General features: G+C 73.1%; 21 protein-coding genes and 1 pseudogene. 13 read left to right on the top strand and 9 right to left on the bottom strand.

The window, feature by feature from the left end:
• Window positions 1–133 precede the first annotated feature (133 nt).
• The 5 genes from ACFP1Z_RS15295 to ACFP1Z_RS15275 all read left to right on the top strand — a co-directional run bounded on the left by ACFP1Z_RS15295 (window position 134) and on the right by ACFP1Z_RS15275 (window position 4,639).
• Window positions 134–763, top strand: coding sequence for a class I SAM-dependent methyltransferase (locus ACFP1Z_RS15295; protein WP_390316829.1), 630 nt, complete (start codon window positions 134–136; stop codon window positions 761–763).
• Between the two features lie 171 nt (window positions 764–934).
• Complete coding sequence (locus ACFP1Z_RS15290) at window positions 935–1,219, top strand: hypothetical protein (protein WP_390316827.1); 285 nt, start codon at window positions 935–937, stop codon at window positions 1,217–1,219.
• 203 nt (window positions 1,220–1,422) lie between these two features.
• A complete protein-coding gene (locus ACFP1Z_RS15285) occupies window positions 1,423–2,319 on the top strand; it encodes an alkaline phosphatase family protein (protein WP_390316826.1) in 897 nt (298 codons plus the stop codon).
• Window positions 2,320–2,321: 2 nt separating this feature from the next.
• Window positions 2,322–3,611, top strand: coding sequence for an MFS transporter (locus ACFP1Z_RS15280; RefSeq protein ID WP_390316825.1), 1,290 nt, complete (start codon window positions 2,322–2,324; stop codon window positions 3,609–3,611).
• Complete coding sequence (locus ACFP1Z_RS15275) at window positions 3,608–4,639, top strand: TolB family protein (protein ID WP_390316823.1); 1,032 nt, start codon at window positions 3,608–3,610, stop codon at window positions 4,637–4,639. The genes ACFP1Z_RS15280 and ACFP1Z_RS15275 overlap by 4 nt, the downstream gene beginning before the upstream one ends.
• A 7-nt stretch (window positions 4,640–4,646) precedes the next feature.
• On the opposite strand, the gene ACFP1Z_RS15270 is transcribed toward ACFP1Z_RS15275, so the two are convergent.
• A complete protein-coding gene (locus tag ACFP1Z_RS15270) occupies window positions 4,647–4,829 on the bottom strand; it encodes a hypothetical protein (RefSeq protein WP_390316822.1) in 183 nt (60 codons plus the stop codon).
• A 196-nt stretch (window positions 4,830–5,025) separates the two neighbouring features.
• Between ACFP1Z_RS15270 and ACFP1Z_RS15265 the strand changes: the two genes are divergently transcribed.
• The 3 genes and pseudogenes from ACFP1Z_RS15265 (at window position 5,026) to ACFP1Z_RS15255 (ending at window position 9,881) form a co-directional block, all read left to right on the top strand.
• Window positions 5,026–7,902 (top strand): DEAD/DEAH box helicase, encoded by a 2,877-nt coding sequence (locus ACFP1Z_RS15265; protein WP_390316821.1) that lies wholly within the window; start codon window positions 5,026–5,028, stop codon window positions 7,900–7,902.
• A gap of 5 nt (window positions 7,903–7,907) precedes the next feature.
• Window positions 7,908–8,834 (top strand): annotated as a pseudogene (locus ACFP1Z_RS15260) (SWIM zinc finger family protein); the annotation flags it as partial.
• A gap of 177 nt (window positions 8,835–9,011) precedes the next feature.
• On the top strand, window positions 9,012–9,881 hold the full coding sequence (locus tag ACFP1Z_RS15255; RefSeq protein WP_390316820.1) for a YceI family protein: 870 nt from the start codon (window positions 9,012–9,014) through the stop codon (window positions 9,879–9,881).
• A 31-nt stretch (window positions 9,882–9,912) separates the two neighbouring features.
• On the opposite strand, the gene ACFP1Z_RS15250 is transcribed toward ACFP1Z_RS15255, so the two are convergent.
• Both ACFP1Z_RS15250 and ACFP1Z_RS15245 read right to left on the bottom strand, forming a co-directional pair.
• A complete protein-coding gene (locus tag ACFP1Z_RS15250; protein WP_390316819.1) occupies window positions 9,913–10,131 on the bottom strand; it encodes a hypothetical protein in 219 nt (72 codons plus the stop codon).
• A 408-nt stretch (window positions 10,132–10,539) separates the two neighbouring features.
• Complete coding sequence (locus tag ACFP1Z_RS15245; RefSeq protein WP_390316818.1) at window positions 10,540–11,424, bottom strand: phosphatidylinositol-specific phospholipase C/glycerophosphodiester phosphodiesterase family protein; 885 nt, start codon at window positions 11,422–11,424, stop codon at window positions 10,540–10,542.
• 279 nt (window positions 11,425–11,703) lie between these two features.
• On the opposite strand from ACFP1Z_RS15245, the gene ACFP1Z_RS15240 reads away from it, so the two are divergent.
• The 3 genes from ACFP1Z_RS15240 to ACFP1Z_RS15230 all read left to right on the top strand — a co-directional run bounded on the left by ACFP1Z_RS15240 (window position 11,704) and on the right by ACFP1Z_RS15230 (window position 15,906).
• Complete coding sequence (locus ACFP1Z_RS15240) at window positions 11,704–12,912, top strand: phosphodiester glycosidase family protein (RefSeq protein ID WP_390316817.1); 1,209 nt, start codon at window positions 11,704–11,706, stop codon at window positions 12,910–12,912.
• A 131-nt stretch (window positions 12,913–13,043) separates the two neighbouring features.
• Window positions 13,044–14,456, top strand: a complete 1,413-nt coding sequence (locus ACFP1Z_RS15235; protein ID WP_390316816.1) for a family 2B encapsulin nanocompartment shell protein — start codon at window positions 13,044–13,046, stop codon at window positions 14,454–14,456.
• A 40-nt stretch (window positions 14,457–14,496) separates the two neighbouring features.
• On the top strand, window positions 14,497–15,906 hold the full coding sequence (locus tag ACFP1Z_RS15230; RefSeq protein WP_390316815.1) for a family 2B encapsulin nanocompartment shell protein: 1,410 nt from the start codon (window positions 14,497–14,499) through the stop codon (window positions 15,904–15,906).
• Window positions 15,907–15,942: 36 nt separating this feature from the next.
• On the opposite strand, the gene ACFP1Z_RS15225 is transcribed toward ACFP1Z_RS15230, so the two are convergent.
• The gene (locus tag ACFP1Z_RS15225) at window positions 15,943–16,137 is read right to left on the bottom strand and encodes a hypothetical protein (protein WP_390316814.1); all 195 of its coding nucleotides are present in this window, start codon (window positions 16,135–16,137) and stop codon (window positions 15,943–15,945) included.
• A 204-nt stretch (window positions 16,138–16,341) separates the two neighbouring features.
• On the opposite strand from ACFP1Z_RS15225, the gene lysX reads away from it, so the two are divergent.
• Window positions 16,342–19,716, top strand: coding sequence for a bifunctional lysylphosphatidylglycerol synthetase/lysine--tRNA ligase LysX (gene lysX / locus ACFP1Z_RS15220; protein ID WP_390316812.1), 3,375 nt, complete (start codon window positions 16,342–16,344; stop codon window positions 19,714–19,716).
• Between the two features lie 180 nt (window positions 19,717–19,896).
• Window positions 19,897–20,802, top strand: a complete 906-nt coding sequence (locus ACFP1Z_RS15215; protein WP_390316811.1) for a DMT family transporter — start codon at window positions 19,897–19,899, stop codon at window positions 20,800–20,802.
• Between the two features lie 3 nt (window positions 20,803–20,805).
• Here the strand turns inward: ACFP1Z_RS15215 and ACFP1Z_RS15210 are convergent, their stop codons facing one another.
• From ACFP1Z_RS15210 to ACFP1Z_RS15190, 5 genes are all read right to left on the bottom strand, one after another.
• Window positions 20,806–21,474, bottom strand: coding sequence for an ABC transporter ATP-binding protein (locus ACFP1Z_RS15210; protein WP_390316810.1), 669 nt, complete (start codon window positions 21,472–21,474; stop codon window positions 20,806–20,808).
• A complete protein-coding gene (locus ACFP1Z_RS15205; RefSeq protein WP_390317032.1) occupies window positions 21,467–22,366 on the bottom strand; it encodes an ABC transporter ATP-binding protein in 900 nt (299 codons plus the stop codon). The genes ACFP1Z_RS15210 and ACFP1Z_RS15205 overlap by 8 nt, the downstream gene beginning before the upstream one ends.
• A gap of 89 nt (window positions 22,367–22,455) precedes the next feature.
• A complete protein-coding gene (locus ACFP1Z_RS15200; RefSeq protein WP_390316809.1) occupies window positions 22,456–23,325 on the bottom strand; it encodes an ABC transporter permease in 870 nt (289 codons plus the stop codon).
• A 33-nt stretch (window positions 23,326–23,358) separates the two neighbouring features.
• The gene (locus tag ACFP1Z_RS15195) at window positions 23,359–24,327 is read right to left on the bottom strand and encodes an ABC transporter permease (protein ID WP_390317031.1); all 969 of its coding nucleotides are present in this window, start codon (window positions 24,325–24,327) and stop codon (window positions 23,359–23,361) included.
• Between the two features lie 23 nt (window positions 24,328–24,350).
• Window positions 24,351–25,943 carry an ABC transporter substrate-binding protein gene (locus ACFP1Z_RS15190; RefSeq protein ID WP_390316808.1) on the bottom strand — a complete coding sequence of 531 codons (1,593 nt, stop codon included), beginning with the start codon at window positions 25,941–25,943 and terminating at the stop codon, window positions 24,351–24,353.
• Between the last annotated feature and the right edge of the window lie 29 nt (window positions 25,944–25,972).

Raw genomic sequence — 25,972 nt, 5'->3', positions numbered from 1 at the left:
CGGGACACGACACGGAAGATGTGCCGGGACACCGGGAATCGACGCCCGGCGCGGGAGCGTACGCTCCACTGACGCGGACCCGCCGCCGCCACGGGCCCGCGCCCGAAGGACGCACCATCGAAGGAGCTGCCAGGTGAGCAACGACCCCTCCCGGGTGAAGGACTTCTTCACGGCAAGGGCCGACGGCTGGGACGCCCGGTTCCCCGACGACGGGCCCGCGTACGAGGCCGCCGTCGCCGATCTGGGCCTGCGCCGGGGCGATGCGGTCCTGGACGCCGGCTGCGGGACCGGGCGGGCGCTGCCCGCGCTGCGGGGGGCGGTGGGCGGGAGCGGGGTCGTGCTGGGCGTCGACCTCACGCCCGCGATGCTGCGGGCCGCCGTGCGGGCCGGCCGCGACGCGCACGGCCTGCTGCTCCTGTCGGACGTGACCCGGCTGCCCCTGCGCGACCGTTCGCTCGACGCGGTCTTCGCCGCAGGGCTCATCTCGCATCTCGCGGACACGGTCGGCGGGTTCCGTGAGCTGGCCCGTGTGGTGCGGCCGGGGGGACGGCTCGCGCTCTTCCACCCGGTCGGGCGGGCGGCGCTGGCCGCCCGGCACGGCCGGGCGGTGACGCCCGACGACGAGCGCGCCGAGGAGAACCTGCGGCCCCTGCTGGCCCGTTCGGGCTGGCGCCTGGTCTCCTACACCGACGAGGACAAGCGGTTCCTCGCGCTCGCGGTGCGCGAGGAACCCCTCGGGCGCCGGGGGCCGGGACGGCCCTGAACCGCCCCACTGCTCCCGGTGGGACCGTGCGCCGAAACCCGCACGTCGGGTGACTTGTCCGAGCACGTCACCCCACTGCTCGCCCGCCGTTCGTCGGAGGTTCAACTCCACAGTGGGCGGGCACACTTGAACGACCGCAGGACGTACCGTTCACGGGGGCAGGTGATCCGCGTGTTCGACAGGTTCCGCAGGCACAAGGAGGAAGTCCGCAGGCCCTCGACCCCGCCCTCCCAGGGGCGGCAGCACAATCTCTTCGAAGCGGCCGCCACATATGTCGCGGCGTGCGCCGAGGGCGACGACGACGCGACAGCGGAGGCGGCCCACTGGGTGTCGCCCGAGGCCCTGTGTTTCGGTGTGAACGAGCTCGCGTGCCGTGCCGTCATCGCACTGGCGCGTGAGCACGACGAGACCCCGCAGCACGTCGCACGGTCCCTGCTCGGACTGCCCGCCGCCTGAGCCCCGGCGGCCGCACCGGCCCACGAGCGGCGATCGCCCGGCATACGCGGACACGGCCCTGCCGTGCTCGGCCACTGTTCCCCGACTTGTCACTTCCAAGGCATGTACATGTCATACACGCCGCCCTACGCTGCCAGCACACCCGCAGGCGCCGCTCACCCCACCGGCCCGCGCCCCGCCCCTCGTCCCGTACGGAGGACCCCGTGCCCGCCGACGCCAGCCGCCCCACAGGCCCCCGTCGACCGCGCCGCCGAACCGGTGCCCTCATCACGGCCTTCGGACTCACCGCGATATCGCTCGGCCTGTGGGCCGGCGACTCCTCCGCCGCCGTGGCGGCCGTACCCGCACCGGACCACGTCGTGGTCGTCGTCTTCGAGAACCGCGCCTACGACCAGGTCATCGGCGACTCCTCGGCGCCGTACATCAACTCCCTGGTGGCGGGCGGCGGCAACCTGACCGCCTCGTACGCCGAGACACACCCCAGCCAGCCGAACTACTACGCCCTGTTCTCCGGGGACACCCAGGGCGTCACCGACGACAGCTGTGTCACCCCCGGCTCCTTCCAGGCATCCAACCTCGCCTCCGAGCTCACCGACTCCGGCAAGAGCTGGGCGAGTTACAACGAGTCCCTCCCCGCGGAGGGCTCCACCGTCTGCCGCAGCGGCGACTACGCCCAGAAGCACAACCCCTGGTTCGGCTTCGCCAACGTCCCGGCCGGCACCGCGCACACCTTCGACGCCTTCCCCACCGACTACAGCACGCTGCCGACGGTTTCCTTCGTCATCCCGAACCTGTGCAGCGACATGCACGACTGCTCGGTGAGCACCGGCGACACCTGGCTCAAGGACCACCTCAAGGGCTACGCCGACTGGTCCAGGACCCACAACAGCCTGCTCCTGATCACCTTCGACGAGGACAACCGGCTCAGCGGGAACCGGATCCCGACCGTGCTGTACGGACAGCCCGTCAAACCCGGCTCCACCTCCGACACCACCTACAACCACTACGACGTCCTGCGCACGGTCGAGGACATGTACGGGACCGCGCACGCGGGCAACGCCGCGAACGGCAAGGACATTTCCGGTGTCTGGGCCGGCTGACCGTGTACCTCGCGGACGGCCGCACCGCGGACGGCTCTCCTGACTCCTCCGACGCCGCCGGCCGGGTTCCCCTCCCCGGCCGGCGGGCCGCCGTCCCCTCGGCCGTCCTCGCCCTGGGGACGGTGAGTCTGATCACCGACGTCTCCTCGGAGATGGTCAGCGCGGTCCTCCCGCTCTACCTCGTCGCCGAACTCGGCCTCTCTCCCCTGGGGTTCGGCCTGCTGGACGGCCTCTACAACGGGGTCAGCACTCTCGTACGGCTCGTGGGCGGCAGGCTCTCCGACCGCGGCGGCAGCCACAAGGCGGTGGCCGCGGTCGGGTACGGCCTCTCCGCCGCCTGCAAGCCGCTGCTGCTCCTGGTGCACAGCGTGCCGCTGATCGGCGCGGTCCTCGCGGCCGACCGCACCGGCAAGGGACTGCGCACCGCGCCACGGGACGCCATGATCTCACTGAACAGCGAACCCGCCGCCAGGGGACGGGCGTTCGGGGTGCACCGCGCCATGGACACGGCCGGTGCGCTGCTCGGCCCGCTCGCCGCGTTCGCGCTGCTGCGGGTGGCCGCCGGCGGCTACGACGCCGTGTTCACCGTCAGCGGCTGCGCGGCCGCCGCGGGCGTGCTCGTGCTGCTGCTGTTCGTCCCGGGGACGAGCCGAGCGCCTGCCGCGCGGGCGGACTCCCGCAGCGTGCCCCTGCGCGCGGTGGCGGGTCTGCCCGCAGTGCGCCGTCTGACAGGGTGCGCGGTCCTCCTGGGGCTGACCACGGTCAGCGACTCGTTCCTCTACCTCACACTGCAGCGCCGTCTGGAACTGCCGGAGTCCTGGTTCCCGCTGTTGCCGCTCGGCACTGCCTCGGTGTTCCTGCTGCTGGCCGTGCCGCTCGGCGCCGTCGCGGACCGCGTCGGCCGCGGACGGCTCTTCCTGTGCGGACATCTCGCGCTGCTCGCCGCCTACGGCACGCTCGTCGCCCCGCTCGGCGGGGAGACGGCCGTCACCTGTGCCGTACTGGCGCTGCACGGCGCCTTCTACGCGGCCACCGACGGTGTGCTGGCCGCCGCGACCGCCGACGCCGTGCCGGAGGCGCTGCGCGGCAGCGGTCTCGCGACGGTCCAGACCGGTCAGGCGGGTGCCCGCTTCGTCTGCTCGATCGCGTTCGGCGCGGCCTGGACCGCGTGGGGCGACCGTACGGCGCTGGCCGCCGCCGCGGCCGGTCTCGCCGTGTCGGCCGCGATCGGAGCCGTGCTGCTGCGACCGTGCCCCGCGTTCGCCGACGCCCCAGCGGAGAGCCCCCGTTGAGCCGCCGGAGCCGCATACTGATCCTGCTGGCAGCCGTCGTCCTGCTGGCCGGAGTCGCCGTCGGGGCCACGCTGCACGCCGTCGGCCGGGCGGCCGAGAAGGACCGTACGCAGCCGGGCGGCCCCCAAGTACGCTCCGGCGAGGTCTCCTTGACCGCCCCGGGGCGTGCCGTCTTCCGCAACATGTCCTGGGGGCCGCACCGCGACGAGATCTCCTCGGTCCCGGCGGACCGCCTCAGCGGCCCCCGTACGTCCTCCGGTGTGCGCTGTCTGCGTTTCCATACCGCAGGGGGCACCGGGATCTGTCTGCGGGCCGTGCACGGCCCGTTCCGCGACAGCTACCGCGCCGTGGTGCTCGACGCGCGGCTGCGCGAGACACGCGCCGACGACCTGGCCGGGATACCCTCACGGGCCCGGGTCTCCCCCAGCGGCCGCAGCGCCGCCTGGACGGTGTTCGTCAGCGGTGACTCGTACGCGGGGTCGTCGTTCTCCACCCGCACCTCGCTGCTCGACGTCCGGACCGGCCGCCTGGACCGCAATCTGGAGGAGGACTACACGTTCGTGCTGGACGGCTCCCCGTACCGGGCGGCGGACCTCAATGTCTGGGGGGTCACCTTCGCCGACGACACCCGCTTCTACGCCACCGTCGCGACCGGCGGCCGGACCTATCTGGTACGCGGTGACCGCGAGACCCGGACACTGCGGGCCGTGCACGGCAACGTGGAGTGTCCCTCCTTGTCACCGGACGGAACGCGTATCGCGTACAAGAAGCGCGTCGAGGGAGCGTCTCCCGACGCGCCCTGGCTGCTGTACGTGCTCGACCTGCGCACGTCGCGCGAGACCCCCACGGCCGAGCGGCGGAGCATCGACGACCAGGCCGTCTGGCGGGACGGCCACTCCCTGGTCTACGCGCTGCCGGGCAACCACGGCTCCGACCTGTGGACCGTGCCGGCGGACGGATCGGGCCGCCCTGTCAGGACGCTGGCCGCGGCGCTCGCCCCCGCGTTCACCGGCGGCCCCGAGGGCTAGGCCCGGCCTAGCGCCCCAGCTCCTTGCGGCCGACCCTGCGCAGACGCTTGCGCTGCGAGGGGTCGAGCAGCAGATAGGCACCGACCGGTACGCCGACCATCACCAGCACCGCCGCCCAGAAGGGCAGCAGCCACAGCAGGATCACTCCGACCGCCACACCGCCGACGGCGACCTTGGCCCTGGTGCTCATCTTCTCCGCCTCCTTCGCGGCGTCCGCCGCTTCATCGGGGGAAACGTCCCCCGGCCCGTGCCGGTTCCCTCGTCCGCCTCCGGCGCCGTGCGCGGCATGCCGTGGATCACAGGTCCAGTCTCTCCCCCGGGCCCACGGTTCGTGTACCCTCGGCGACCCCGACGCCACTAGTCAAATTTGAGGAATGCCGAGCGCTGTGACTCCGCTCCCTGCCGCAAGCCCTTCCGGGATCTCCCTTCTGGCCCGCTGTTCCGCACTCTTCCTCCCCGGCGACCCGCCCCGCACCGGACGCGTGGCGTTCTGGCGGCCCGACGGCGAGCCTCCCGCCGCCCCGGGCCCCGTCGAGGACCTCACCCTCGCCGTCCCGGACGGCGCGGACGTGGCGCTCACGACCGTGCGGGCCGCCGTGCTGCCCGTACGCGAGGCGCTGCCCGCGCTCACCCGCGCCCGTGCCGCACGGTCCGACGAGGCCGCCTCCTTCTGGGGCGCCGCCGCGGTGCTCGCGCTGCAACTGGCCGCCCGGGGCCGCCTGTTGCCGGGGCTGAGCGCGACCGACCACGACGCCTGGCGCGTCGGCCCCCTCTCCCCCGACGACGTGCTGCGCGTACGCGAGCTGGCCGAGGCGATGCCGCCGGCCGCGCACGCCGTACCGCTCGCGAACGGAGACCCGCTGCTGCTGCCCGAACCGGAGCGGCTGCTGCGCGCGTTCCTGGATGCCGTGGCCGACGGTCTGCCGCGCTCCCCCGCCGCGGCGCTCGCCGCGGGCGGGCCCGCCTTCGCTGCCGACGCACCGCAGCGGCTGCCCGAGCAGCGCGCCTGGGCCGCGGGGGTGGCCGCCGGGCGGGACGCGGGCGTACGGCTGTCGCTGCGCGTCGAGACCCTGTGGCTGCCGGGGACGACAGAGAGCGACAGCCCCGTACCGCCGCGCTTTCGTGCCGTGCTCCAGCTGCACAGTCTCGGCGATCCGGCGCTCGTCGCGGACGCCGCGGAGGTATGGTCCGGCACCACGCCCGCGGCGCGTGCCCTGGGCGGCTCCGGGGCCCGGATGAACGCGTTGCTCGCGCTGCGCCGCGCCGCGCACGCCTGGCCGGCGCTCTCCCCGCTGCTGTCCTCGGCGCTCCCCGACGCCCTCGATCTGGCCGACGAGGAAGTCGGCGAGCTGCTCGGTTCCGCGTCAACGGCGTTGCGGGCCACCGGAGTCGAGGTGCACTGGCCCAAGGACCTCGTCCGCGAGCTCACCGCGCGGGCCGTCGTCGGCCCGCCGGAGGGACACCGGGAACCCGCCGCCGCCTCGGGACTGCCTTCCCTGCTGTCGGCGGACGCGCTGCTCGCCTTCAGGTGGCGGTTCGCCGTGGGCGGGCAGGAGTTGACCAGGGAGGAGCTGGACCGGCTCGCGGAGGCGGCACGCCCGGTGGTGCGGCTGCGCGGCCAGTGGATGCTCGTCGACCCGGAGGCACTGCGCCGGGCACGCGGCCGGCGCGACCGCGAGGTCACCCCCGTCGAGGCACTCGGCGCCGCCCTGACCGGCCGCGCGCACACCGGCCAGGAGGGCGAGGAGAGCGTCGAGGTCCGCGTCACCGGCCGGCTGGCGGCCCTGCGGGACCGCCTTACGGACCCCACCGCCCACGAGCCCGTCGGGCAGCCCGCCGCGCTCGCCGCCACCTTGCGCGACTACCAGCTGCGCGGCCTGGACCGGCTCGCGACGACGACCTCACTGGGGCTCGGCGGTTGCCTCGCCGACGACATGGGCCTCGGCAAGACCATCACCCTCATCGCCCTCCATCTGCACCGCCAGGAGCTGCCCGGCGCGGCAGGGCCCACCCTGGTCGTCTGCCCGACCTCGCTGATGGGCAACTGGCAGCGGGAGATCGCGCGTTTCGCCCCCGGGACCCGCGTCCGCCGCTTCCACGGCCCGGCGCGCGATCTCGACGGGGTCGAGGACGGGGAGTTCGTCCTGACCACGTACGGCACCATGCGGCTGGACGCGCCGCGACTGGCCGGAATCGGCTGGGGCATGGTCGTCGCCGACGAGGCGCAGCACGTGAAGAACCCGTCCTCCGGGACCGCGCGGGCGCTGCGCACGATCGGCGCGAAGGCACGTGTCGCGCTCACCGGTACTCCGGTGGAGAACAAGCTCTCCGAACTGTGGGCGATTCTCGACTGGACCACCCCCGGTCTCCTGGGGTCGTCGAGTGCCTTCCACAGGCGCTACGCGCAGGCGGTCGAGGGCGGCACCGATCCGGCGGCCGCCGAGCGGCTCGCGGCGCTCGTCCGCCCGTTCCTGCTGCGCCGCCGCAAGTCCGATCCGGGCATCGCGCCCGAACTGCCGCCGAAGACCGAGACGGACCACGCGGTCGCGCTCACGGCGGAACAGGCGGCGCTGTACGAGGCGGTGGTGCGCGAGCTGCTGGCCGAGGTCGCGGAAGCGGACGGTTTCGAGCGACGGGGCCTGATCGTGAAGCTCCTCACTGGTCTGAAGCAGATCTGCAACCATCCCGCGCAGTTCCTCGACGAGAGCGCCGGTTCCGCCCGGATCGAGGGCCGCTCGGGAAAGGTGGAACTGCTCGACGAGCTCCTGGCGACGATCCTGGCCGAGGAAGCGGGCGTCCTGGTCTTCACGCAGTACGTGCGCATGGGCAGGCTGCTGCAACGGCATCTGCAACAGCGCGGCATACCCGTGCAGTTCCTGCACGGCGGCACGTCGGTGCGGCAGCGCGAGGAGATGGTCCGGCGTTTCCAGGACGGCGAAGTGCCCGTCTTCCTGCTGTCGTTGAAGGCGGCGGGGACGGGGCTGAACCTCACCCGTGCCGAGCACGTCGTCCACTTCGACCGCTGGTGGAACCCGGCCGTGGAGGCCCAGGCCACCGACCGCGCCCACCGCATCGGCCAGACCCGGCCCGTGCAGGTGCACCGGCTGATCGCGGAGGGCACGGTGGAGGACCGCATCGCGGAGATGCTCGCGCGCAAGCAGGCGCTCGCCGACGCCGTCCTCGGCTCCGCGCAGGACGCCGTGACCGAACTGACCGATGCCGAGCTGGCGGAGCTCGTCGCCCTGAGGGAGGCCGGACGGTGACGGACCTGACGACGCGTGGACACGATGGGGCGGAGCGCACCTTCGAAGCCTGTCCCCCGGCGCCCGGGCGGGGCTTCGCGCGGACGTGGTGGGGCCGGGCCTGGCTCAAGGCACTGGAGGACACCGCGCTCGACGGCGCGCAGGTGCGCGCCGGGCGCAGGCACGCACGCGCCGGTGCCGTGGGCGCGGTCACCGTGCGCCCGGGCCGGATCACCGCGCTGGTACGGGACCGTGACGGCACACCGCACCGTTCCGATGTAGTGCTGCAGGAGCTTCCGGCAGGCGACTGGGAGCAGTTGCTGGAGCTGATGGCCGGCCGTTCCGGCCACATCGCGGCGCTGCTCGACCGCGAGCTGCCGCCGCACCTGGCCGAGGACGCGCTGGCGGCGGGTGTGGAACTGCTCCCCGGGATCGGCGACTTGGAGCCGCGGTGCGACTGCGGGGCGTGGGACCACTGTCCGCACACGGCGGCGCTGTGCCACCAGGTCGCCCGGCTGCTCGACCAGGATCCCTTCGTCCTGCTGCTGATGCGCGGGCGCGGCGAGGGCGAGCTGCTGGAGGAACTGCGCTCCCGCAGCGCCGCCCACGCCCCGGCGTCCCCTGGCGCCGGGGCACTCGGCGGTCTGCCGGCCCGGGAGGTGTTCGCCGCACAGGGCGCGCCGCGGGCGCTGCCGGAGCCGCCGCCCCCGGTGGAGAAGCCCGGCCGTCCTGCTGAGTTCACGGGTGAGACGGAACCGGCGCCGGGCCTCGACGTCGAGGCCCTGTGGTTCCTCGCCTCGGCCGCGGCCCGCCAGGCCCAGCGGTTGCTGGCCGAGGCGCTGACGCCCGGTCACGAGCGCTCGGTGCCGGATCCCGCACTCACGGTGCGGCAGGACGCGGTGCGGCTCGCCGCGAGTGGTCCCTGCGGGCGGGTCGCGGCCCGGCTCGCTGCCGCGGAGGACGACAGCCGCACCAACACGGAAGGCGACGAATGAATCGAAGGAGGAAGCAGTCAACACGGGTCGTTTTCGAAGAGGTGCAACCATTTTTGCCTTTCAGTGTCCGGATGTGATGGTCTAGACCTCTCTTCACCTCACTTCGTCTTCTGGTCACGGAAAGGGCCCTCAGGGATGGCTTTCGCGCTGTTGCGTCGTTTCAAGCGCTCTCCTGGTGAGGAGAGCGCGCCGATGCCGTACGGCGCGGGAGCACTCGACTGTCTCGTTCTCGACCCGGTGCAACTTCCCTTCCACAAGGCGGACGTGTCGGTGCGTGACGAGAACGGGGCCGAGGTGGTCCGCGGACAGACCGATCCGCACGGCCGGTTCGCGGCGACGGTGACGCCCGGGAGGTACACCGCCGCCGTGACCGCCGAGGGCTACCAGCCGGTCCACCGCGCCGTCGAGTGCGCGCAGGGTGTACGGACCTCGCTCGGCCCGGTCGGCATGGAGCCCGCGCCCGGCCCCTCCCTGCCGAAGCCGGGCACGTGGCGCATCGACCCGGACCACACGGCGGTGCGTTTCATCGCCCGGCACATCGGACTCGCCGAGGTGCACGGGCGGTTCAACCGCTTCGAGGGCACCCTGTGGATCGCCGACAGCCCGGAGCACTCGCGCATCGACGTGGTCATCGACACCTCCAGCATCGACACCGGCGTCCGGCAGCGCGACGAGCACCTGCGGTCCCCGGAGTTCCTGGACGTCGCCACGTACCCGTACATGCAGTTCACCAGTGAGCGCTTCGTGCACCGCGGCGGCTCGCGCTGGTCGGTCCAGGGCGTGCTCAACCTGCACGGCGTCAGCCGCACCGTCTCCTTGGACACCCGCTATCTGGGGGTGGGGACCGGCATCATGGGCGAGACCCGCACGGCCTGCTCGGCCTCGACCGAGCTGCACCGCGAGGACTTCACGCTGGACTGGAAGTCCATGCTCCAGCGCGGCATCGCCATGATCGGCGCGACGATCCGGATCGAACTCGACATCCAGGCCGTCCCGGCGGACTGAGCACGCCCGCCGTCCGCGGCCCGGCGACGGGTCACGGCAGCAGTTCCGTCGGGAACCCGGGCGGCAGCCCCGTGGGCAGGCCGGTCGGAAAGCCCGAGGGCAGCCCCGTGGGTGGCCCGGCCGTGGTCCGGGGCGAGGGCGAAGCAGCGCCCGGCGAGGCCCCGTTGCCGCCCGTGGCGGCCCCGCCGTGACCCTTGCCCCGGACCAGCAGCACCGCCACGACCGCCAGCGCGACGACAGCCGTCAGCACGCACACCACCAGCAGCGCCCGTCGGCCGCCGCCCCCGCCGCCCCCGGGAGGCTCCCCGGGCGACCAGGGCGGTCCGGGAGGCCCGAAGCCACCGGGCGGCGGAGCCGGTGGCGGCCCGTACGGGCCCGGGGGACCGAAGGGTCCTGGTCCGGCAGGTCCGGGCGGACCGGGAGGAGACGCCATACGGTCCAGCGTCCCCTTCCGCCCGCCGCTGCCGCCGTGCGGTGACGGTACTGCCACACCTTCCGCGCCGGACCGCGACATTCCCCCGGCACACACCGCCGGCACCGGGCCCGCCCGCGATGCCGCACGGGCGAAATCGCCGCACGGCGGCCGCGTGGCGCCGACGGCCGGACGAGCCGCCGACCCTACGCTTTGCCGGTGTCCGCCCAGATCGCCCCGGCGCGCTCAGCCCGCCGCGCGGAGAAACGCCTCAAGCCCGTCCAGGTCATCGGTGTTGAGGAAGTCGACACCGGCAGCGTGCAGTTCCCGCCAGACCGCCTCCCGGGCGGGGCCCGGCCGGTCCGGTGTCGCCCAGAACCGTACGCGCTGCCCGGCGGCGTGGGCGGTGCTGAGGATCCGCGCCAGCGCGGCCCGTTCCCGGGCGGGCATCGGCCCGACGCCCTGCCAGGTGAAGTGCTGGTTCCAGTCGTCGCTGACGAGCGGCGCGAAGGACGCGGGGAGCCCGTGGCCCAGATCGCCGAGCCGGCCGTCGTAGAAGGCGCGGCGCACGCGCTCGCGTTCCATCGGGGCCCGGGCGCCCCGGTCGCCGGAGACGACGGCGGTCACAGCCCCCCGGTACACCCGCCCGTCCACGCAGTGGCTGAGCATCGGCCGGTAGCGCTCCAGGTGCCGGGAGAGCTCGCGATAGGTGGCGGCCCCCGGGGTCTTGATGTCGATGAGCAGTTGCAGCGGGGCGTCGTAGCCGGGGTACACCCGGCCGTGGCCGGCTCTGACCCGGCGCAGCAGCGGTTCGAGATACAGCGATTCGAGGGTGCGCCGGGGGTCGAGGCCCGAGGCGTCGTGCGCGACGAGGAGCCGGTGGCCGACGAGCCAGATGTCGGCCTCGACACTGTCGAAGCCGTGCGCGAGCGCGTCCGCGAGCGGGTGCCGGTGCTCGTAGTCGTTGTGCGCGTGGGCGCCGCGCAGCGGGGGCCTGCCGTGGCGGCCGTCCGGGTGCCGGTCCGTCGTCGCCGACTGTGCCCGGGCCGGTGCCGCGGCAGTTGCGGTGACGACGCCGGCGAACGCGGCTCCGAGGGTGGTCACGACCGCGCGGCGCGAACGAGGGGTCATGCGTCCTCCTGTGTCGGTGGGCGCCGGTGCGCGGCGCGGCATCCGGCGGGCGGGCTGACGCCTGCGAGTATCCGGGCCCGGCGGGCCAATGGGCAGGCATGCGCGAGGTGTTGTCCGGTGCGACGTGTGCGCGTCGCCTGCCGTTCTTTCGGGGCATGGTGAACGCTCCTGCACCGTGCCAGAGTTGACGAGGGCTCCGGGGAGACTGTGATGGGACACGTACGACGCGCAGAAAGCGCAGGACGCGCAGGACGGACAAGACCGGGCGGGCGGGTCCGCGTGGTGCTGGCGGTGCTCGCGGCATGGGCGTCGCTCGTAGGCGGGGGTACGGCGTGGGCGCACGCGGGGCCGCGGCCGGCGCTGCTGTGGGGGGCGGTCGAGCCCGTCGCGTCCGGCGTCTCCTACCGGGAGTTCTCGCTGACGGCCTCGCACGGTCCGGTGCGCGGCCATCTGCTGACGGCCGATCTGCGCAGTCCCCGGGTGTCCTTGGACCTGCTGTACCCGGGGTCGGTCGCGGCGCGGTCGACCGTGTCCAGGATGGCCGAGGCCCGGGGCGCGGTGGGCGGGGTCAACGGGGACTTCTTCGACATCTCCGAGGCGCAGCACCCGGGCGTGGAGGCCACCGGCGCGCCGGTCGGGCCGTCCGTCGCGAGCGGCCGGGGGATCGGCGCGGCGGTGCCCGACGGCCAGCGTTTCGGCCCGCCGATGCCCAGGGGCGGCTCGACCCGCGACGTGATCGGGGTCGGTACGGACCGCACGGGCCGTCTGGACCGGCTGACGCTGCGGGGTACGGTGACCGCCAAGGGCCGCAGGCTGCCGTTGCGCGGCTTCAACCAGTACGCGCTTCCCGTCGGCGGCATCGGCGCGTACACCCCGGACTGGGGGGCGGCCTCGCGACGGCGGGCGACGTGCGGTACGGACACGCGGCGGTCCGCCCCGTGCAGTGACGAGACCTACGAACTGACCGTGCAGCACGGCAAAGTGGCGTCCGAGTCACGCGCTCCCGGGCGGGGCAGGATCGCGGCGGGCACAGTGGTGCTGGTGGGCCGGGAGTCCGGGGCGCGGGAGCTGCGCAGGCTGCGGGTCGGCGACCGGGTGCGCGTGGAGCGGAAGTTGACCGGGGACGGGGAAGGGGCGCTGCGTTTCGCGATCGGCGGCTTCCCGGTGCTGCGCGACGGGCGGCCGGTGGCGGGCCTGGACGGCAGGACGCCGGCGGTGCGGACGTCGGTGGGCATGGCGGAGCAGGGGCGGCTCTTCCACCTGCTCGCCCTGGACGGCGGCCCCGAGTACCGCTCGGGGCTCACGGTCGCCGAACTGGCCGACGTCATGCGGGACATCGGCGCCGACGACGCGGTGAACCTCGACGGCGGGGGCTCCTCGACGCTGGTCACCCGCGAGCGCGGCGGACACGCGAGCGTGCGCAACCATCCGTCGGGGGGCGCGGAACGGCCCGTTGCCAACGGCGTCGGGGTATTTGTGCAAACGTAGCACGGTCGGTCGATCCACCCATTCGAGTGAGTGCACGGGGCGAATGCCCGCTGCTAGCGTCGTGACGGGAAGCGGAAATTCCGGCAGGTCCCGCTGCGGGCCGTTCGCGATGGATGGGTGGGCATTCGCATATGACGACATCCGTGGAGACCGACACCAACCCCCCGGAAGATTCCGGCCGGTTGAGTCTGAGCACCGCCGCGGCGCGCAATCTCGCGACGACGACGAAGTCCGTGCCGCAAATGCAGGGCATCACCTCGCGGTGGCTGCTGCGGATGCTGCCGTGGGTGAATGTGCCGGGTGGTTCGTACCGGGTGAACCGGCGGCTCATGCACACGCTGGGGGACGGCAGGGTGGAGTTCGTCTCCACCGGGGCGGAGGTGCGGGTCATCCCGGCGGAGCTCGGTGAGCTGCCCCTGCTGCGCGGTTTCGCCGACTCCTCGGTGCTGGAGGCCCTCGCGGGCCGTTTCGCGCAGCACGAGTACCAGCCGGGGGATGTGCTGGTGGAGGCGGGGCAGCCGGCCGACCGGGTGGTGCTCATCGCCCACGGCAAGCTGGAGCAGGTGCGTGAGGGCGAGTACGGCGACCTCGCGGTCGTCGGAGTCCTCGCCGACGGCGGGTATTTCGGGGACGATGCGCTGGCCTCGCCCGAGGAGGTGGCCTGGGACGCGACGGTCCGGGCCCTGACCCCCTGCACGGTGCTGTCGCTCCCCCGCCAGGACTTCCTGCGGGCCGTGGACGGCTCGCCGCAACTGCGCGCCCACATCGAGGCGTTCCGGGACCGGTCCCTGCGGCCCACCAACGAGCACGGGGAGTCGTCCATCGACATCGCGTCCGGCCATACGGGAGAGCCGGCGCTGCCCGGGGTCTTCGCCGACTACGAGCTCTCGCCCCGTGAGTTCGAGCTGAGCGTCGCGCAGACCGTGCTGCGGGTGCACACGCGCGTGGCCGATCTCTACAACGAGCCGATGAACCAGGTCGAGCAGCAACTGCGGCTGACTGTCGAGGCCTTGCGCGAGCGCCAGGAGCACGAGATGGTCAACAACCGCGAGTTCGGCCTGCTGCACAATGCCGACCTCGGCCAGCGCATCCACACCCGCAGCGGCCCGCCCACCCCGGACGACCTCGACGAGCTGCTGGCGACGGTGTGGAAGGACCCGGCGTTCCTCCTCGCCCACCCGAGGACGATCGCGGCGGTGGGCCGGGAGTTCAACCGCCAGGGCGTCTACCCGGACAGCGTGCAGATCGGTGAGCATCATGTCCCCGCCTGGCGGGGCATTCCGCTCTTCCCGTGCAACAAGATCCCGGTCAGCGACCGGGGCACCAGCTCCATTCTGCTGATGCGCACGGGAGAGGATTCCCAGGGTGTGATCGGTCTGCACCGCACCGGAATTCCCGATGAATTCCAGCCGAGCCTCTCCGTGCGTTTCATGGGCATCAGCGAACAGGCCGTCATCTCCTATCTGGTGAGCGCCTACTATTCCGCCGCCGTTCTCGTTCCCGACGCGCTGGGCATCCTGGAGAACGTGGAAATCGGCCACTGACCGACGCAGGACCGTACAACAGAACGGGTGAGGACCAATCATGACCACGTCGGTGGAGTCCGAGAACACGACGGAGCCGGACGGGCAGCAGCTGAGCCTGAGCACGGCGGCTGCCCGGCAGCTCGCCACGACCACCAAGTCCGTCCCGCAGATGCAGGGGATCTCCTCCCGCTGGCTGCTGCGGGTCCTGCCCTGGGTCCAGGTGTCCGCGGGCACCTACCGGGTCAACCGGCGGCTGACCTACACGCTCGGCGACGGCCGGGTGGAGTTCATCTCGACCGGCACGGAGGTGCGGGTCATCCCCCCAGAGCTCGGTGAGCTGCCGATGCTGCGCGACTTCGGGGACAGCGCGGTGCTGGAGGCGCTGGCCGCGGCCTTCGAGCAGCGGCAGTACGCGCCGGGCGAGGCCCTGGTCGAGGCGGGCGGCCCCGCGGACGAGATCTTCCTTGTCGCCCACGGCAAGCTCAACAAGATCGGTCGCGGCAAGTACGGGGACGAGACCGTGCTGAAGGTCCTCGCCGACGGGGACTATTTCGGCGAGCGGGTGCCGCTGGAGCCGGATGCCACCTGGGAGTTCACGGTACGGGCGGTGTCGCGCTGCACGGTCCTCGCGCTGCCGCTGCAAACCTTCCAGGAGATCGCGGGACGCTCCGAGGCGCTGCGCGGCCACCTTGAGGACTTCGCGTCCCGCCCGGAGCGCGCGCAGAACAAGAAGGGCGAGGCCGATATCGCGGTGGCCTCCGGGCACTCGGGCGAGCCGGTCATCCCCGGTACGTTCGTCGACTACGAGCTCGCCCCGCGCGAGTACGAACTGAGCGTGGCCCAGACGGTGCTGCGCGTGCACACGCGCGTGGCCGACCTCTACAACGATCCGATGAGTCAGCTGGAGCAGCAGCTGCGGCTGACCGTGGAGGCGCTGCGCGAGCGCCAGGAGCACGAGATCGTCAACAACCCCGAGTTCGGTCTGCTGCACAACGCCGACCTCGGCCAGCGCATCCACACCCGCGGCGGCCCGCCCACTCCGGACGACCTCGACGAGCTGCTGTCACGCCGGCGCAAGACCCAGTATCTGCTGGCGCATCCACGGACGATCGCCGCCTTCGGCCGCGAGTGCAACAGCCGGGGGCTGTATCCGAAGAACATCGAGGTGCTGGGGTCGGCGGTGCGGTCCTGGCGCGGTGTGCCGCTGCTGCCGTGCAACAAGATCCCGATCAGTGCGTCGGGGACGACGTCGGTCCTCGCGATGCGTACCGGGGAGGAGAACCAGGGGGTCATCGGCCTGCATCAGACGGGGATCCCGGACGAGTACCAGCCGAGCCTGAACGTACGGTTCATGGGCATCAGCGAGCAGGCGGTCTCGTCGTATCTGGTGAGTGCCTACTTCTCGGCGGCGATCCTGGTGCCGGACGCCTGCGGGGTCCTGGAGGACGTGGAGCTCGGCCGCGGCTAGCGCGGCCGTGGCCCTGACCCCGTGGCACGGGCGGGGTCAGGGCCGTACGCCGCTGACGATGCGGGCGGCGCCGGAGAGCCCGTTGTGGATGCTGGGCGCGACGCTGGTGCTCGCGAGGAGGAAGCCCAGCAGGACGCAGACCAGCGCGTGCGACAGGCGCAGCGCCCCACTGCGCATGAAGACCACCGCCATGATCACAAGCATCAGGACCACGGAGATCGAAACGGCCACGGTGAACCTCCTCGGCGGAGCGGATGTGCGCCAGTGTGGTCCATGATCCGTCGCGGCCCGGTGCGACGCTGTCCGCCATTCGGGTAGGGCTTCACCGGTTCGGGGCCCCGGGGGCGGGAACGCGTCGGGAGGTGGCGAGGGCCGGTGCCGCCTGCGGCCGCGCTTCGGCGGGCACGGGCGCGGCGGCGACCCTAGGCTGACGGAATGAGCCGTACAGCCCCGGACAGCAAGCCTCGCGCGGCCGGGCCCGCCGCGGCCGGGGAGGCGGGAGCACCGGCCGGCCGGCGCGGTGCGCTCGTGCTGGCCCGGCAGGCGGTGCTGCACAGGGTGCCGGGCGCGTTCGCGGGCTTCTTCGCTCTGCTCGGTGTCTTCTGCGCGCTCACCTCGCTGATCCCGGCGCTGCGGCGGGCGGCGCGTCCGGTGGCCGCCGCGCTGGAGGCCGTCACCATTCCCACGGCCCCCAACCTCGCCTACGCGGTCTTCCTGATGCTGCTGTCCATGGCGATGGCCGCGCGCAAACGGGTCGCGCTGTGGTTCGTCCTCGGATATCTGACGCTGCTGCTGCTCGCGGACGTGCTGCTGCTGGCGGTGGGGTACTGGGACACGGTGCCGTCGCTGGTGATGTGCGCGGCCGCGATGGCGCTGCTGGTGACGGCCCGGCGGGAGTTCTGGGCGGCGTCGCGGCGCGGGGCGTTCCTGCGGGCGCTGCTGGTGCTCGTGGCCGGGCTGGCCCTGGGCACGCTGGTCGGCTGGGGGCTGGTGTCGCTGTTCCCGGGCTCGCTGGAGCGCGGCGGCGGCAACCGGCTGCTGTTCGTCGCGAACAAGGTGTGCGGCGGTCTGGTGAGCGGCCGGCACTTCACCGGCCATCCGCCGCACTGGCTGTACTTCCTCCTCGGCCTCTTCGGCGCGCTGGCGCTGCTCAACGCGGCCATGACGCTGTTCCGTTCGCAGCGGCTGGAGGCGGCGCTGCACGACGACGAGGAGCCGCGTATCCGCGCGCTGCTCGGCCGCTACGGCGGGCAGGACTCGCTCGGTTACTTCGCGACCCGCCGTGACAAGGCGGTGGTCTTCTCCCCCAGCGGCAGGGCGGCGGTGACCTACCGGGTCGAGTTCGGGGTGTGTCTGGCCTCCGCGGATCCCCTGGGCGACCCGGAGACGTGGACACCGGCGATCGACGCGTGGCTGGAGCTCGCGGGCCGCTACGGCTGGCAGCCGGCGGTGATGGGCGCGAGCGAGGCGGGGGCGAAGGCGTACGCGCGCTCGGGGCTGGGCGCGCTGCAGCTGGGCGACGAGGCGATCCTGCAGGTGGCGAACTTCGATCTGGACGGCCGGGAGATGCGGGTGACCCGGCAGGCGGTGCACCGGGTGGAGCGTACGGGCGCGACGACGCGGATCCGGCGCCACGCGGCGGTCTCCGACGAGGAGATGCAGGAGGTGATCCGGCGCGCGGACGCCTGGCGGGACACCGAGACCGAGCGCGGCTTCTCGATGGCGCTGGGGCGGCTGGGGGATCCGGCGGACGGCGAGTGCCTGCTGGTGGAGGCGTTCGACGCCGGCGGGAAGATGATCGCGCTGCTGTCGTTCGTGCCGTGGGGGCGTGACGGGGTCTCGCTGGATGTGATGCGGCGGGACCGTGAGGCGCCCAACGGTGTCATGGAGTTCATGGTGGCCCGACTGTGCGCGCAGGCCGGGCAGTTCGGGATCAAGCGGATCTCGCTGAACTTCGCGGTGTTCCGCTCGGCCTTCGAGGAGGGCGCGCGCATCGGGGCGGGGCCGGTGCTGCGGCTGTGGCGGAAACTGCTGCTGTTCTTCTCCCGGTGGTGGCAGCTGGAGGCGCTGTACCGCTCGAACGTGAAGTACAACCCCGAGTGGCACCCGCGCTTCCTGTGCTACGCGGACGCCGGCGCGCTCGCCCGGATCGGGCTGGCCTCGGGCATCGCGGAGGGCTTCGTCGCGGTGCCGAGCCTGGGGAAGATGTGGGGCCGCGGGCGGGCGCGGGCCGCGACCCGCCCGGCGTCCACGGCGGGGCTGCCCTCACTGTCGGAGCTGGGGTTCGCCCCGTCCGAGGAGACGTCCGCGGCCGAGGACGAGCTCGCGGGCCTGCCCGAGCAGGTGCGGGTGCGGCGGCGGAAGCTGGAGCGGCTGCGGGAGGCGGGCGTGGATCCGTACCCGGTGGACGCGTACCGTACGCACTCGCTCGACGGGATCCGCTCCGCTCTCGCGGGTCTCGCGCCCGGCAGGCGCACCGGCGAGCGGGTGACCGTCGCGGGCCGGGTGCTGCTGGTGCGCAACCACGGCGGGGTCGCCTTCGCGGTGCTGCGGGACTGGTCGGGCGATCTGCAGCTGACGCTCACCCGGCGGGACGCGGGGCCGGAGACCCTGCGCCGTTTCGCCGCCCAGGTCGACCTCGGTGACCACATCGAGGCCGAGGGCGAAACGGGCATCACCGACCGGGGCGAACCGACCGTCTTCGCCGAGCGGTTCCGGATGATCGCCAAGTGTCTGCGGCCGCTGCCCGACAAGCGGCACGGTCTGGCCGACCCGGAGGCGCGGGTGCGGATGCGCTACGTGGACCTCGCGGTCTCGCCGGAGGCCCGCAGGACGCTGCGGGCCCGCAGCGCCGTGGTGCAGGCGCTGCGCCGGGGGCTGCTGGAGCGGGGTTTTCTGGAGGTGGAGACGCCGATGCTCCAGCAGGTGCACGGCGGCGCGAACGCCCGCCCGTTCACCACCCACATCAACGCCTACGACCTGGACCTGTACTTGCGGATCGCGCCGGAGCTGTATCTGAAGCGGCTGTGCGTGGGCGGGCTGGAGAAGGTCTTCGAACTGGGCCGGACGTTCCGCAACGAGGGCGTCTCCTACAAGCACAACCCCGAGTTCACGATGCTGGAGGCGTACCAGGCGTTCGCGGACTACGACGTGATGCTGGACCTGACGCGCGAGCTGATCCAGGGCGCGGCCGTGGCCGCGCACGGCTCGGCGGTCGCGCTGCGCCCGGACGCGGCGGGACGGCTCGTGGAGCACGACATCTCGGGCCTCTGGCCGGTGAAGACGGTGTACGGGGCGATCTCGGAGGTGCTCGGCGAGGAGATCGGCGCGGACACGCCCGCCTCGGAGCTGCTGCGGCACTGCGCCGCCGCGAAGGTGCCGCACAAACCGGACTGCGGGCGCGGCGATCTCGTGCTGGAGATGTACGAGCGGCTGGTGGAGGAGCGGACCGAACTCCCGGTCTTCTACAAGGACTTCCCCACCGACGTCTCGCCGCTGACCCGGCCCCACCGAGCCGATCCGCGGCTGGCGGAGCGCTGGGACCTGGTGGCGTTCGGCACGGAGCTGGGGACGGCGTACTCGGAGCTGATCGACCCGGTCGAGCAGCGCCGCCGGCTCACCGAGCAGTCGCTGCTGGCGGCGGGCGGCGATCCGGAGGCGATGGAGCTGGACGAGGACTTCCTGCGGGCCCTGGAGTACGCGATGCCGCCGACGGGAGGGCTGGGGGTGGGGGTGGACCGGCTGGTGATGTTCCTGACGGGGCTGTCGATCCGGGAGACGCTGCCGTTCCCGCTGGTCCGCAGACTCTGAAAGAATTCCTTTGGCTTAGAAATAGAAACAATTATTTGCCTTATAGATCGCGCCTTGTTAGCTTGGCTGCACCATCCCGGTAAAGGTGATTCATCCCTTCTGTACCGGGTTCCGAGCGAGCTGGTGGGGTGTGTGATGACGGCGGCACCGCGTACGGCGACCGCGACTCCGTGGGTTGCGATGGCCGCGACCGCACTGCTGTGGGGGTCGGCGTTCACCGCGATCCAGGTCGCGCTGCCCGACTTCTCCCCGGCCTCGATCGCCCTGCTGCGCATCACGATCACCGTGGTGCTGCTCGTACCGTTCCTGTTGCTCGGCCGGATAGGCCGGCTGCGGCGGCAGGACGCCGTGCGCATGGCGGCCTTCGGGCTCACCGGAATGACCGGCTATCAACTCCTGCTGTGCGCGGGCGAGCAGAGCGTGGACGCGGGGACCGCCGCCATGCTCATCGCCGCCTCGCCGGTGTTCACCACCGCTCTGGGGATGCTGTTCCTGGGCGAACGTCCGGGAAAGCGCGGGCTGTCGGGGCTGGGGGTCGCTCTGGGCGGCGCGCTGATGGTCGCGTTCACCGCGGGCGGCGGCAGCGGTTCGCTCGCGGGCGCGCTCATGGTGCTGGCCGCGGCGGCGACGCAGGCGACGTCCTTCGCGCTGCAGAAGCCTCTGCTCAAGACGTACTCCGGAGCGGAATGCGTCTTCTACGGCTCGCTGTTCGGCCTCGTGCCGCTGCTGCCGCTCTCTCCGCAGGCGCTGGGACAGCTGGCGGCCGCCGAGGGGCACCGCACTGTGGCGGTGGTCTGGCTGGGGCTGGGCTGCACCGCGCTGGCCTTCTGGACCTGGTCGCGCACGCTGCGGGTGACGACGGCCTCGACCGCTTCGCTCGTGCTGTACGCCGTGCCCGTCGCCGCACTCGCGGTGGACGCCGTGCTGCTGGGCAATCTGCCCGCGCCCGCCGCCGTGTTCGGGGGGCTGCTGGTCCTGTCCGGGGTGGCCGTCGCCACTGTGCGCAGGCCCGCTCCGGTACGTACGCCGGAGCCGCCCCGCACCGGCGGACGGGAACTGGTCGGCGCCGCCGACCGGGCCCGCTGACCGTCAGGCAACCGCCGTCGCCGTCAGCTCCCGCCAGCGCACCGTGCGGTCGCACCAGCGCTCCAGCAGGACGCGGTCGTGGGAGACGGCCAGCAGACCCGCGCCGGTCTCGGCGCGGTAGCGCTCGACCACGGCGACGAGCGCGGCCGTCGTGGACGCGTCCAGCATCGCGGTCATCTCGTCGCAGATCAGCCAGCGCGGCCGCAGGGCCAGGGCCCGGGCCAGGCAGGCGCGTTGCAGCTGGCCGTCGCTGACCTCGTGCGGGCGGCGGCGCAGCAGTTCCTCCGACAGCCCCACGCGGTCGGCCAGTTCGGCCACCCGCTCCGGGGCGCTGTCCTTGCGGCCGGTGGCCCGCAGGGGTTCCGCGACGAGATCGGCAAGGCTCAGCCGCGGGTCGGCGGAGAGCCTCGGCTGCTGGAAGACCACGCCGAACGCGGTGCGCAGGGCGCGTGGCGCGCGGTGCCGCCAGCCCGTGACCGTTTCGCCGTCCACGACGACGTGCCCGCCTTCGGGGCGGTGCAGCAGTGCGGCGACGCGCGCGAGCGTGGACTTGCCGCAGCCGCTGGGGCCGAGCAGTCCGACGGCCTCACCGGGCGCGACCGTGAGCGTCACGTCGCGGACGACGGGGGCACGCCGGTCGTACCCGGCGGTGATCCGGTTCAGTTCAAGCACGCGGTTCCTCCTGCGGATGGTGACAGGCCACGCCGTCGGTGAGGGCCGGAACGCTGCCGCAGGCGCCGCGCGCGTGCGGGCAGCGGGGGGCGAAGGCGCATCCGGGGGGCAGGGCGCCGAGTTCGGGCGGCATGCCGGGGATCGGGGTGAAGGCACGCGCGGGCAGGGCGTCGAGCAGGCCGCGGGCGTAGGGGTGGCGGGGGCCGGGCCCGCCGAAGAAGGCCCCGGCGTCGGCGAGTTCGACGATACGGCCCGCGTACATCACGGCGACGCGGTCCGCGACGCGTTCGGCGGCCGCGAGGTCGTGCGTGATCATCAGCAGGGCGCGGCCCTGGTCGGCGTGGCGGCGCAGTTCGTCGACGGTCTTCTCGACGAGGTCGCGGTCGAGGCCGGTGGTGGGTTCGTCGGCGAGCAGCAGCGGGGCGTCGCCGACGAGGGCGAGCGCGGTGGCGGCACGCTGGGCGAGGCCGCCGGAGAGCTGGTGCGGGTGACGGTCGAGGTGGTCGGCGGGGAACGCGGCGCGCTCGGCGGCCGCCTCGGCGGCGGGCCGCAGCCCGGCCCCGCGGACCCCGGTCAGTTGGCGCACGGTCTCCTCCAGTTGGGAGCGGACGGTGCGGACGGGCGTCAGGTGCGCGGAGGGGCTCTGCGGGACGAGGCCGACGCGGCGGCCGCGGACGGTGCGGGCGAGGGTGCGTTCGTCGGCGGTGAGCAGGTCGAGGTCGCCGAGGAGCGCCGTTCCGGCGGTCTGCGCGTTGCCGGGCAGCAGTCCGAGGAGCGCGGAGGCGAGGACGGACTTGCCGCAGCCGCTCTCGCCGATGAGCGCCAGGCACTCCCCCGGCCACAGGGTGAACGAGGCGTCGGTGACGGCGGCGACGTGACCGCCGTCGCGCATGCGGAACCGTACGGACAGGCCGCGGACGTCCAGCACGGGTGTGGGGGTTCCCGCTGCCCGGGCGGTTTCGGGGGCTTGGGGGCGTCCGGTCACAGCGTGAGCTCCGATCGGCGGCGGGGGTTCAGCCGGTCGCGCCAGACACCGGCGAGGCCCGCGACGGCCAGGGTGGGGACGATGATGAACAGGCCGGGGAAGAGCGTCGGCCACCAGTCCCCGGCGAGGAGCGAACCGCGCGCGGACTGCACCATGGTGCCGAGGCTGGCCCGGTGGGAGGGCAGTCCCAGGCCGAGGAAGGACAGCGCGGACTCGTGCCAGACGGCGTGCGGGACCATGAGCACGGCCGCGAGCCCGGCCTGGGGAAGGACTCCGGGCAGCAGGTGCCGTACGGTGATCCGCCGGCGGGTCGAGCCTCCTGAGACGGCCGCGTCGATGTACGGGCGGGAGCGCAGGGAGAGCACCTCGGCGCGCACGATGCGCGCGGTCGACAGCCAGTGGGTGACGGCGACCGAGGCGATCACCGGCCAGATCCCGGGCCGGAACATGGCGACGACGAAGATGCCGAGCAGCAGGTGCGGCACGGAGGAGAACAGGTCCACCACGCGCATCACGAGGCGGTCGGCCCGGCCGCCGAGGGCACCCGCCAGCGCGCCGACGGCCGTGCCGACGACGGTCGCGACGAGGGCCGCGACGACGCCGACGAGCAGGGAGACGCGCAGCCCGTACACGCAGCGCAGCAGCAGGTCGCGGCCGACCTCGTCGGTGCCGAACGGGTGGGACCAGGACGGCGGCCGCAGCTTGGCCGCGAGGTCGACGGCCTGCTCGTCGAGGGGGACGAGGAGGGGCACGGTGAGCACGGCCAGGACGACGGCGGTCAGGACGGCGGCGCAGGTGTACAGGCGCAGGCCGCGTCGTGCGCCGGCCCGGTCCGTGCCGGGGGTGCGCCAGGCGGGTTCGGTCATCGCGGCTGGAGTTCCTTCGCTTCGGCCGTGGGGCTACATCCCGTCATGGGCCACCCTCGGGTCGGCGAGTCCGTAGAGCAGGTCGGAGATCAGGTTGCCGAGCAGCACGGCGGCGGTGGCGAGCACGGTCAGTGCCGCGAGCAGCGGGAAGTCGACGGAGGTGGCGGCCTCGACGGTCGCGGAGGCGATGCCGGGCCAGCTGAAGACGGTTTCCACCAGCAGCGCGCCGGTGATCAGTTCGGGGACGCGGGAGCCGATGAGGGTCAGGACGGGCAGCAGCCCGCAGCGCAGGGCGTGGCCGAGGAGCACGGTGCGCTCGCGCAGTCCGCGGGCGCGGGCGCCGCGTACGGGGTCCTCCTCCAGCGCGTCGCCGACGCCCTGGCGCACGTACAGCACGAACCAGGGCAGCTGGGAGACGGCGAGGACCGCGGCGGGCAGGATCAGGTGCGAGGTGACGGCCGCGGCGGTGACGGTGTCGCTGCCGGTGCCGGTGAGTCCGCCGGCGGGCAGTGCGCCCGCCTTGAGGGCGAACAGCCAGATCGCGAGGAGGCCGAGCCAGAACGGCGGGGCCGCCTCCAGGGTGTAGGCGAGCGAGGTGACGGTCCGGTCGAGCGGGCCGCCGCGGCGGCGGGCGGCCAGGACGCCGAGCGCGGTGCCCGCGGCGACGGCCAGGGCGAAGGCGACCGAGCACAGCAGCAGCGACCAGCCGATGCGTTCGCCGATGACCTCGGCGACGGGCTGGCGCATCACGGCCGAGTCGCCGAGGTCCCCGGTGACGGCGGCGCTCAGCCACTCCCACCAGCGGGACACGAACGGCCGGTCGGCGCCCAGGTTGTCGCGGAGCTGGTCGAGGACGCCCTGGCGGGCGCCGAGTCCGGCCGTGCCCGCGTACGCCTTGGCGGGGTCGAAGGGCGAGGCCGCGGCGATCGCGAAGACCAGGAAGGTCACGGCGGCCAGTACGGGGACGGCGGCCAGCAGCCGCCGTCCCGCCAGGCGTGCCATCGGCCCCCAGGGGATGCCGGTGCTCACTTCGCGGGCTGCCAGTCCTCGACGTTCCACCACGGTCCGGCGCCCAGGCCGTGGTCGTGGGGCTCGATCTGGGTGGTGAGGTCCTGCCGGCCGTTCTTCATGACGTAGAGGTGGTCGACGTGGGTGAGGAAGGTGTAGCCGGGGTCGTCGGCGAGGGCCTGCTGGACCTTGTCGTAGGCGGCCTTGCGGGCGGTCCGCTCGCCGCTGCGGCGGCCTTCCTCCAGGGCGGCGTCGACGGCGGGGTTCTTGTAGTTCGCCATGTTGTTGAAGCCGTCGAGGGCGAGCGAGGAGTGCAGCAGGTTGTACAGGTCGAAGTCCGGGTCGGCGGGGTTGCCGCCGCCGGCGAGGACGGCGTCGTCCTTCATGCGCGGCTCGATGACCTCCCAGGTGCCGCTCTGCACCTCGGCCTTGATGCCGGCCTTCTTGATGTCGGAGGCGAAGGCGAGGGCGTGCTCCTGGCGCAGCTTGTCGCCGGCGGGGAACCAGAGGGTGAAGGTGGCGCTGACTCCGTCCTTGACGCGGATGCCGTCGTCACCGGGCTTCCAGCCCGCCTCGTCGAGGATCCTGTTGGCGGCGGCGAGGTCGTACGGGCGCTCGGTGCCCTTGGCGAACCACTCGCTGTCGGTGGGGACCGGCCCATAGCCGGCCTTGCCCGCGCCCTCCAGCAGCTTGTCGACCATGGCCTTGCGGTCGACGGCCAGATCGAGGGCGCGGCGCACGGCCCGGTCGCCGGTGACCTTGTTCGCGCTCGGCAGGGTCACGCCCCGGAAGTCGGTGGTGCGGGCGGTGAGCGTCACCTTGGACGCGTCGCCCTTGAAGCCCTTGGCCAGGTTCGGCGGGAGGATGGCGCCGTCGAGGTCGCCGGAGCGCAGCCGGGTGGCGCGCACGTCGTCGTCCTTGACGATGGCCATGGTGAGCTTCTTGATCTTCGGCTCGCCGCCCCAGTAGCCGGGGTTGGCCTTGAAGGTGAGCTTCTCGCCCTTGCTCCAGCCGGTCAGGACGTAGGGGCCGGTGCCGATGGGGGCGGTGTTGAAGGAGCCGGTGTTGACGTCCTGTCCCTTGGCGGCGTGCTCGGGGACGACCGGCAGGACGGTGCGCTCGGCGAAGGGCGCGTAGGGGTACTTGAGGGAGAAGACGACGGTGTCGTCGCCCTCGGCGGTGACGCGGTCGATGGCGTCGAGTTCGCCCTTGGCGGCGTTGTTGGTCTTCTCGTCGAGGATGGTGCGGTAGGTGAAGACGACGTCGGCGGAGGTGAAGGGCTTGCCGTCGCTGAACTTCACGCCCTGGCGCAGCTTGTAGGTGTACGTGCGCCCGTCGTCGGAGACCGTGGGCAGGGCGGCGGCGAGCGCGGGCCGCAGCGCCATCGAGGCGTCGCGGCGCAACAGCCCGTCGAAGATCTTGGAGTTGCCGTCCTTGCCGTAGCCGAGGAGGGGGCTGAGGGTCTCGGGCTCGTTGGCGAGCCCGACGACGAGGGAGTCGCCGGCTCCCCCGGCGCTTCCGCCGCCGGGGGCGCCGCACGCCGTCGCGCCCAGCGCCAGGGCGCCTGCCATGGCCGTGGCGGCCGCTCCTCGTATGGACCTGGCCGACATGCCGGCACACCTCTTACTCATGATCAACC

The organism is Streptomyces gamaensis (assembly GCF_042656465.1).
GTDB classification, from domain to species: Bacteria; Actinomycetota; Actinomycetes; order Streptomycetales; family Streptomycetaceae; genus Streptomyces; species Streptomyces gamaensis.
This window is presented reverse-complemented; position numbering and strand designations above follow the sequence as displayed.

What these genes read in the sequence shown, in the direction of transcription:
- ACFP1Z_RS15270 (WP_390316822.1), bottom strand. Translation starts at nt 4,829, where the DNA reads ATGAGCACCAGGGCCAAGGTCGCCGTCGGCGGTGTGGCGGTCGGAGTG.
- ACFP1Z_RS15255 (WP_390316820.1), top strand. Translation starts at nt 9,012, where the DNA reads ATGGCTTTCGCGCTGTTGCGTCGTTTCAAGCGCTCTCCTGGTGAGGAG.
- ACFP1Z_RS15245 (WP_390316818.1), bottom strand. Translation starts at nt 11,424, where the DNA reads ATGACCCCTCGTTCGCGCCGCGCGGTCGTGACCACCCTCGGAGCCGCG.
- ACFP1Z_RS15235 (WP_390316816.1), top strand. Translation starts at nt 13,044, where the DNA reads ATGACGACATCCGTGGAGACCGACACCAACCCCCCGGAAGATTCCGGC.
- ACFP1Z_RS15230 (WP_390316815.1), top strand. Translation starts at nt 14,497, where the DNA reads ATGACCACGTCGGTGGAGTCCGAGAACACGACGGAGCCGGACGGGCAG.
- lysX (WP_390316812.1), top strand. Translation starts at nt 16,342, where the DNA reads ATGAGCCGTACAGCCCCGGACAGCAAGCCTCGCGCGGCCGGGCCCGCC.
- ACFP1Z_RS15215 (WP_390316811.1), top strand. Translation starts at nt 19,897, where the DNA reads ATGGCCGCGACCGCACTGCTGTGGGGGTCGGCGTTCACCGCGATCCAG.
- ACFP1Z_RS15205 (WP_390317032.1), bottom strand. Translation starts at nt 22,366, where the DNA reads ATGCGCGACGGCGGTCACGTCGCCGCCGTCACCGACGCCTCGTTCACC.
- ACFP1Z_RS15200 (WP_390316809.1), bottom strand. Translation starts at nt 23,325, where the DNA reads ATGACCGAACCCGCCTGGCGCACCCCCGGCACGGACCGGGCCGGCGCA.
- ACFP1Z_RS15195 (WP_390317031.1), bottom strand. Translation starts at nt 24,327, where the DNA reads ATGGCACGCCTGGCGGGACGGCGGCTGCTGGCCGCCGTCCCCGTACTG.
- ACFP1Z_RS15190 (WP_390316808.1), bottom strand. Translation starts at nt 25,943, where the DNA reads ATGTCGGCCAGGTCCATACGAGGAGCGGCCGCCACGGCCATGGCAGGC.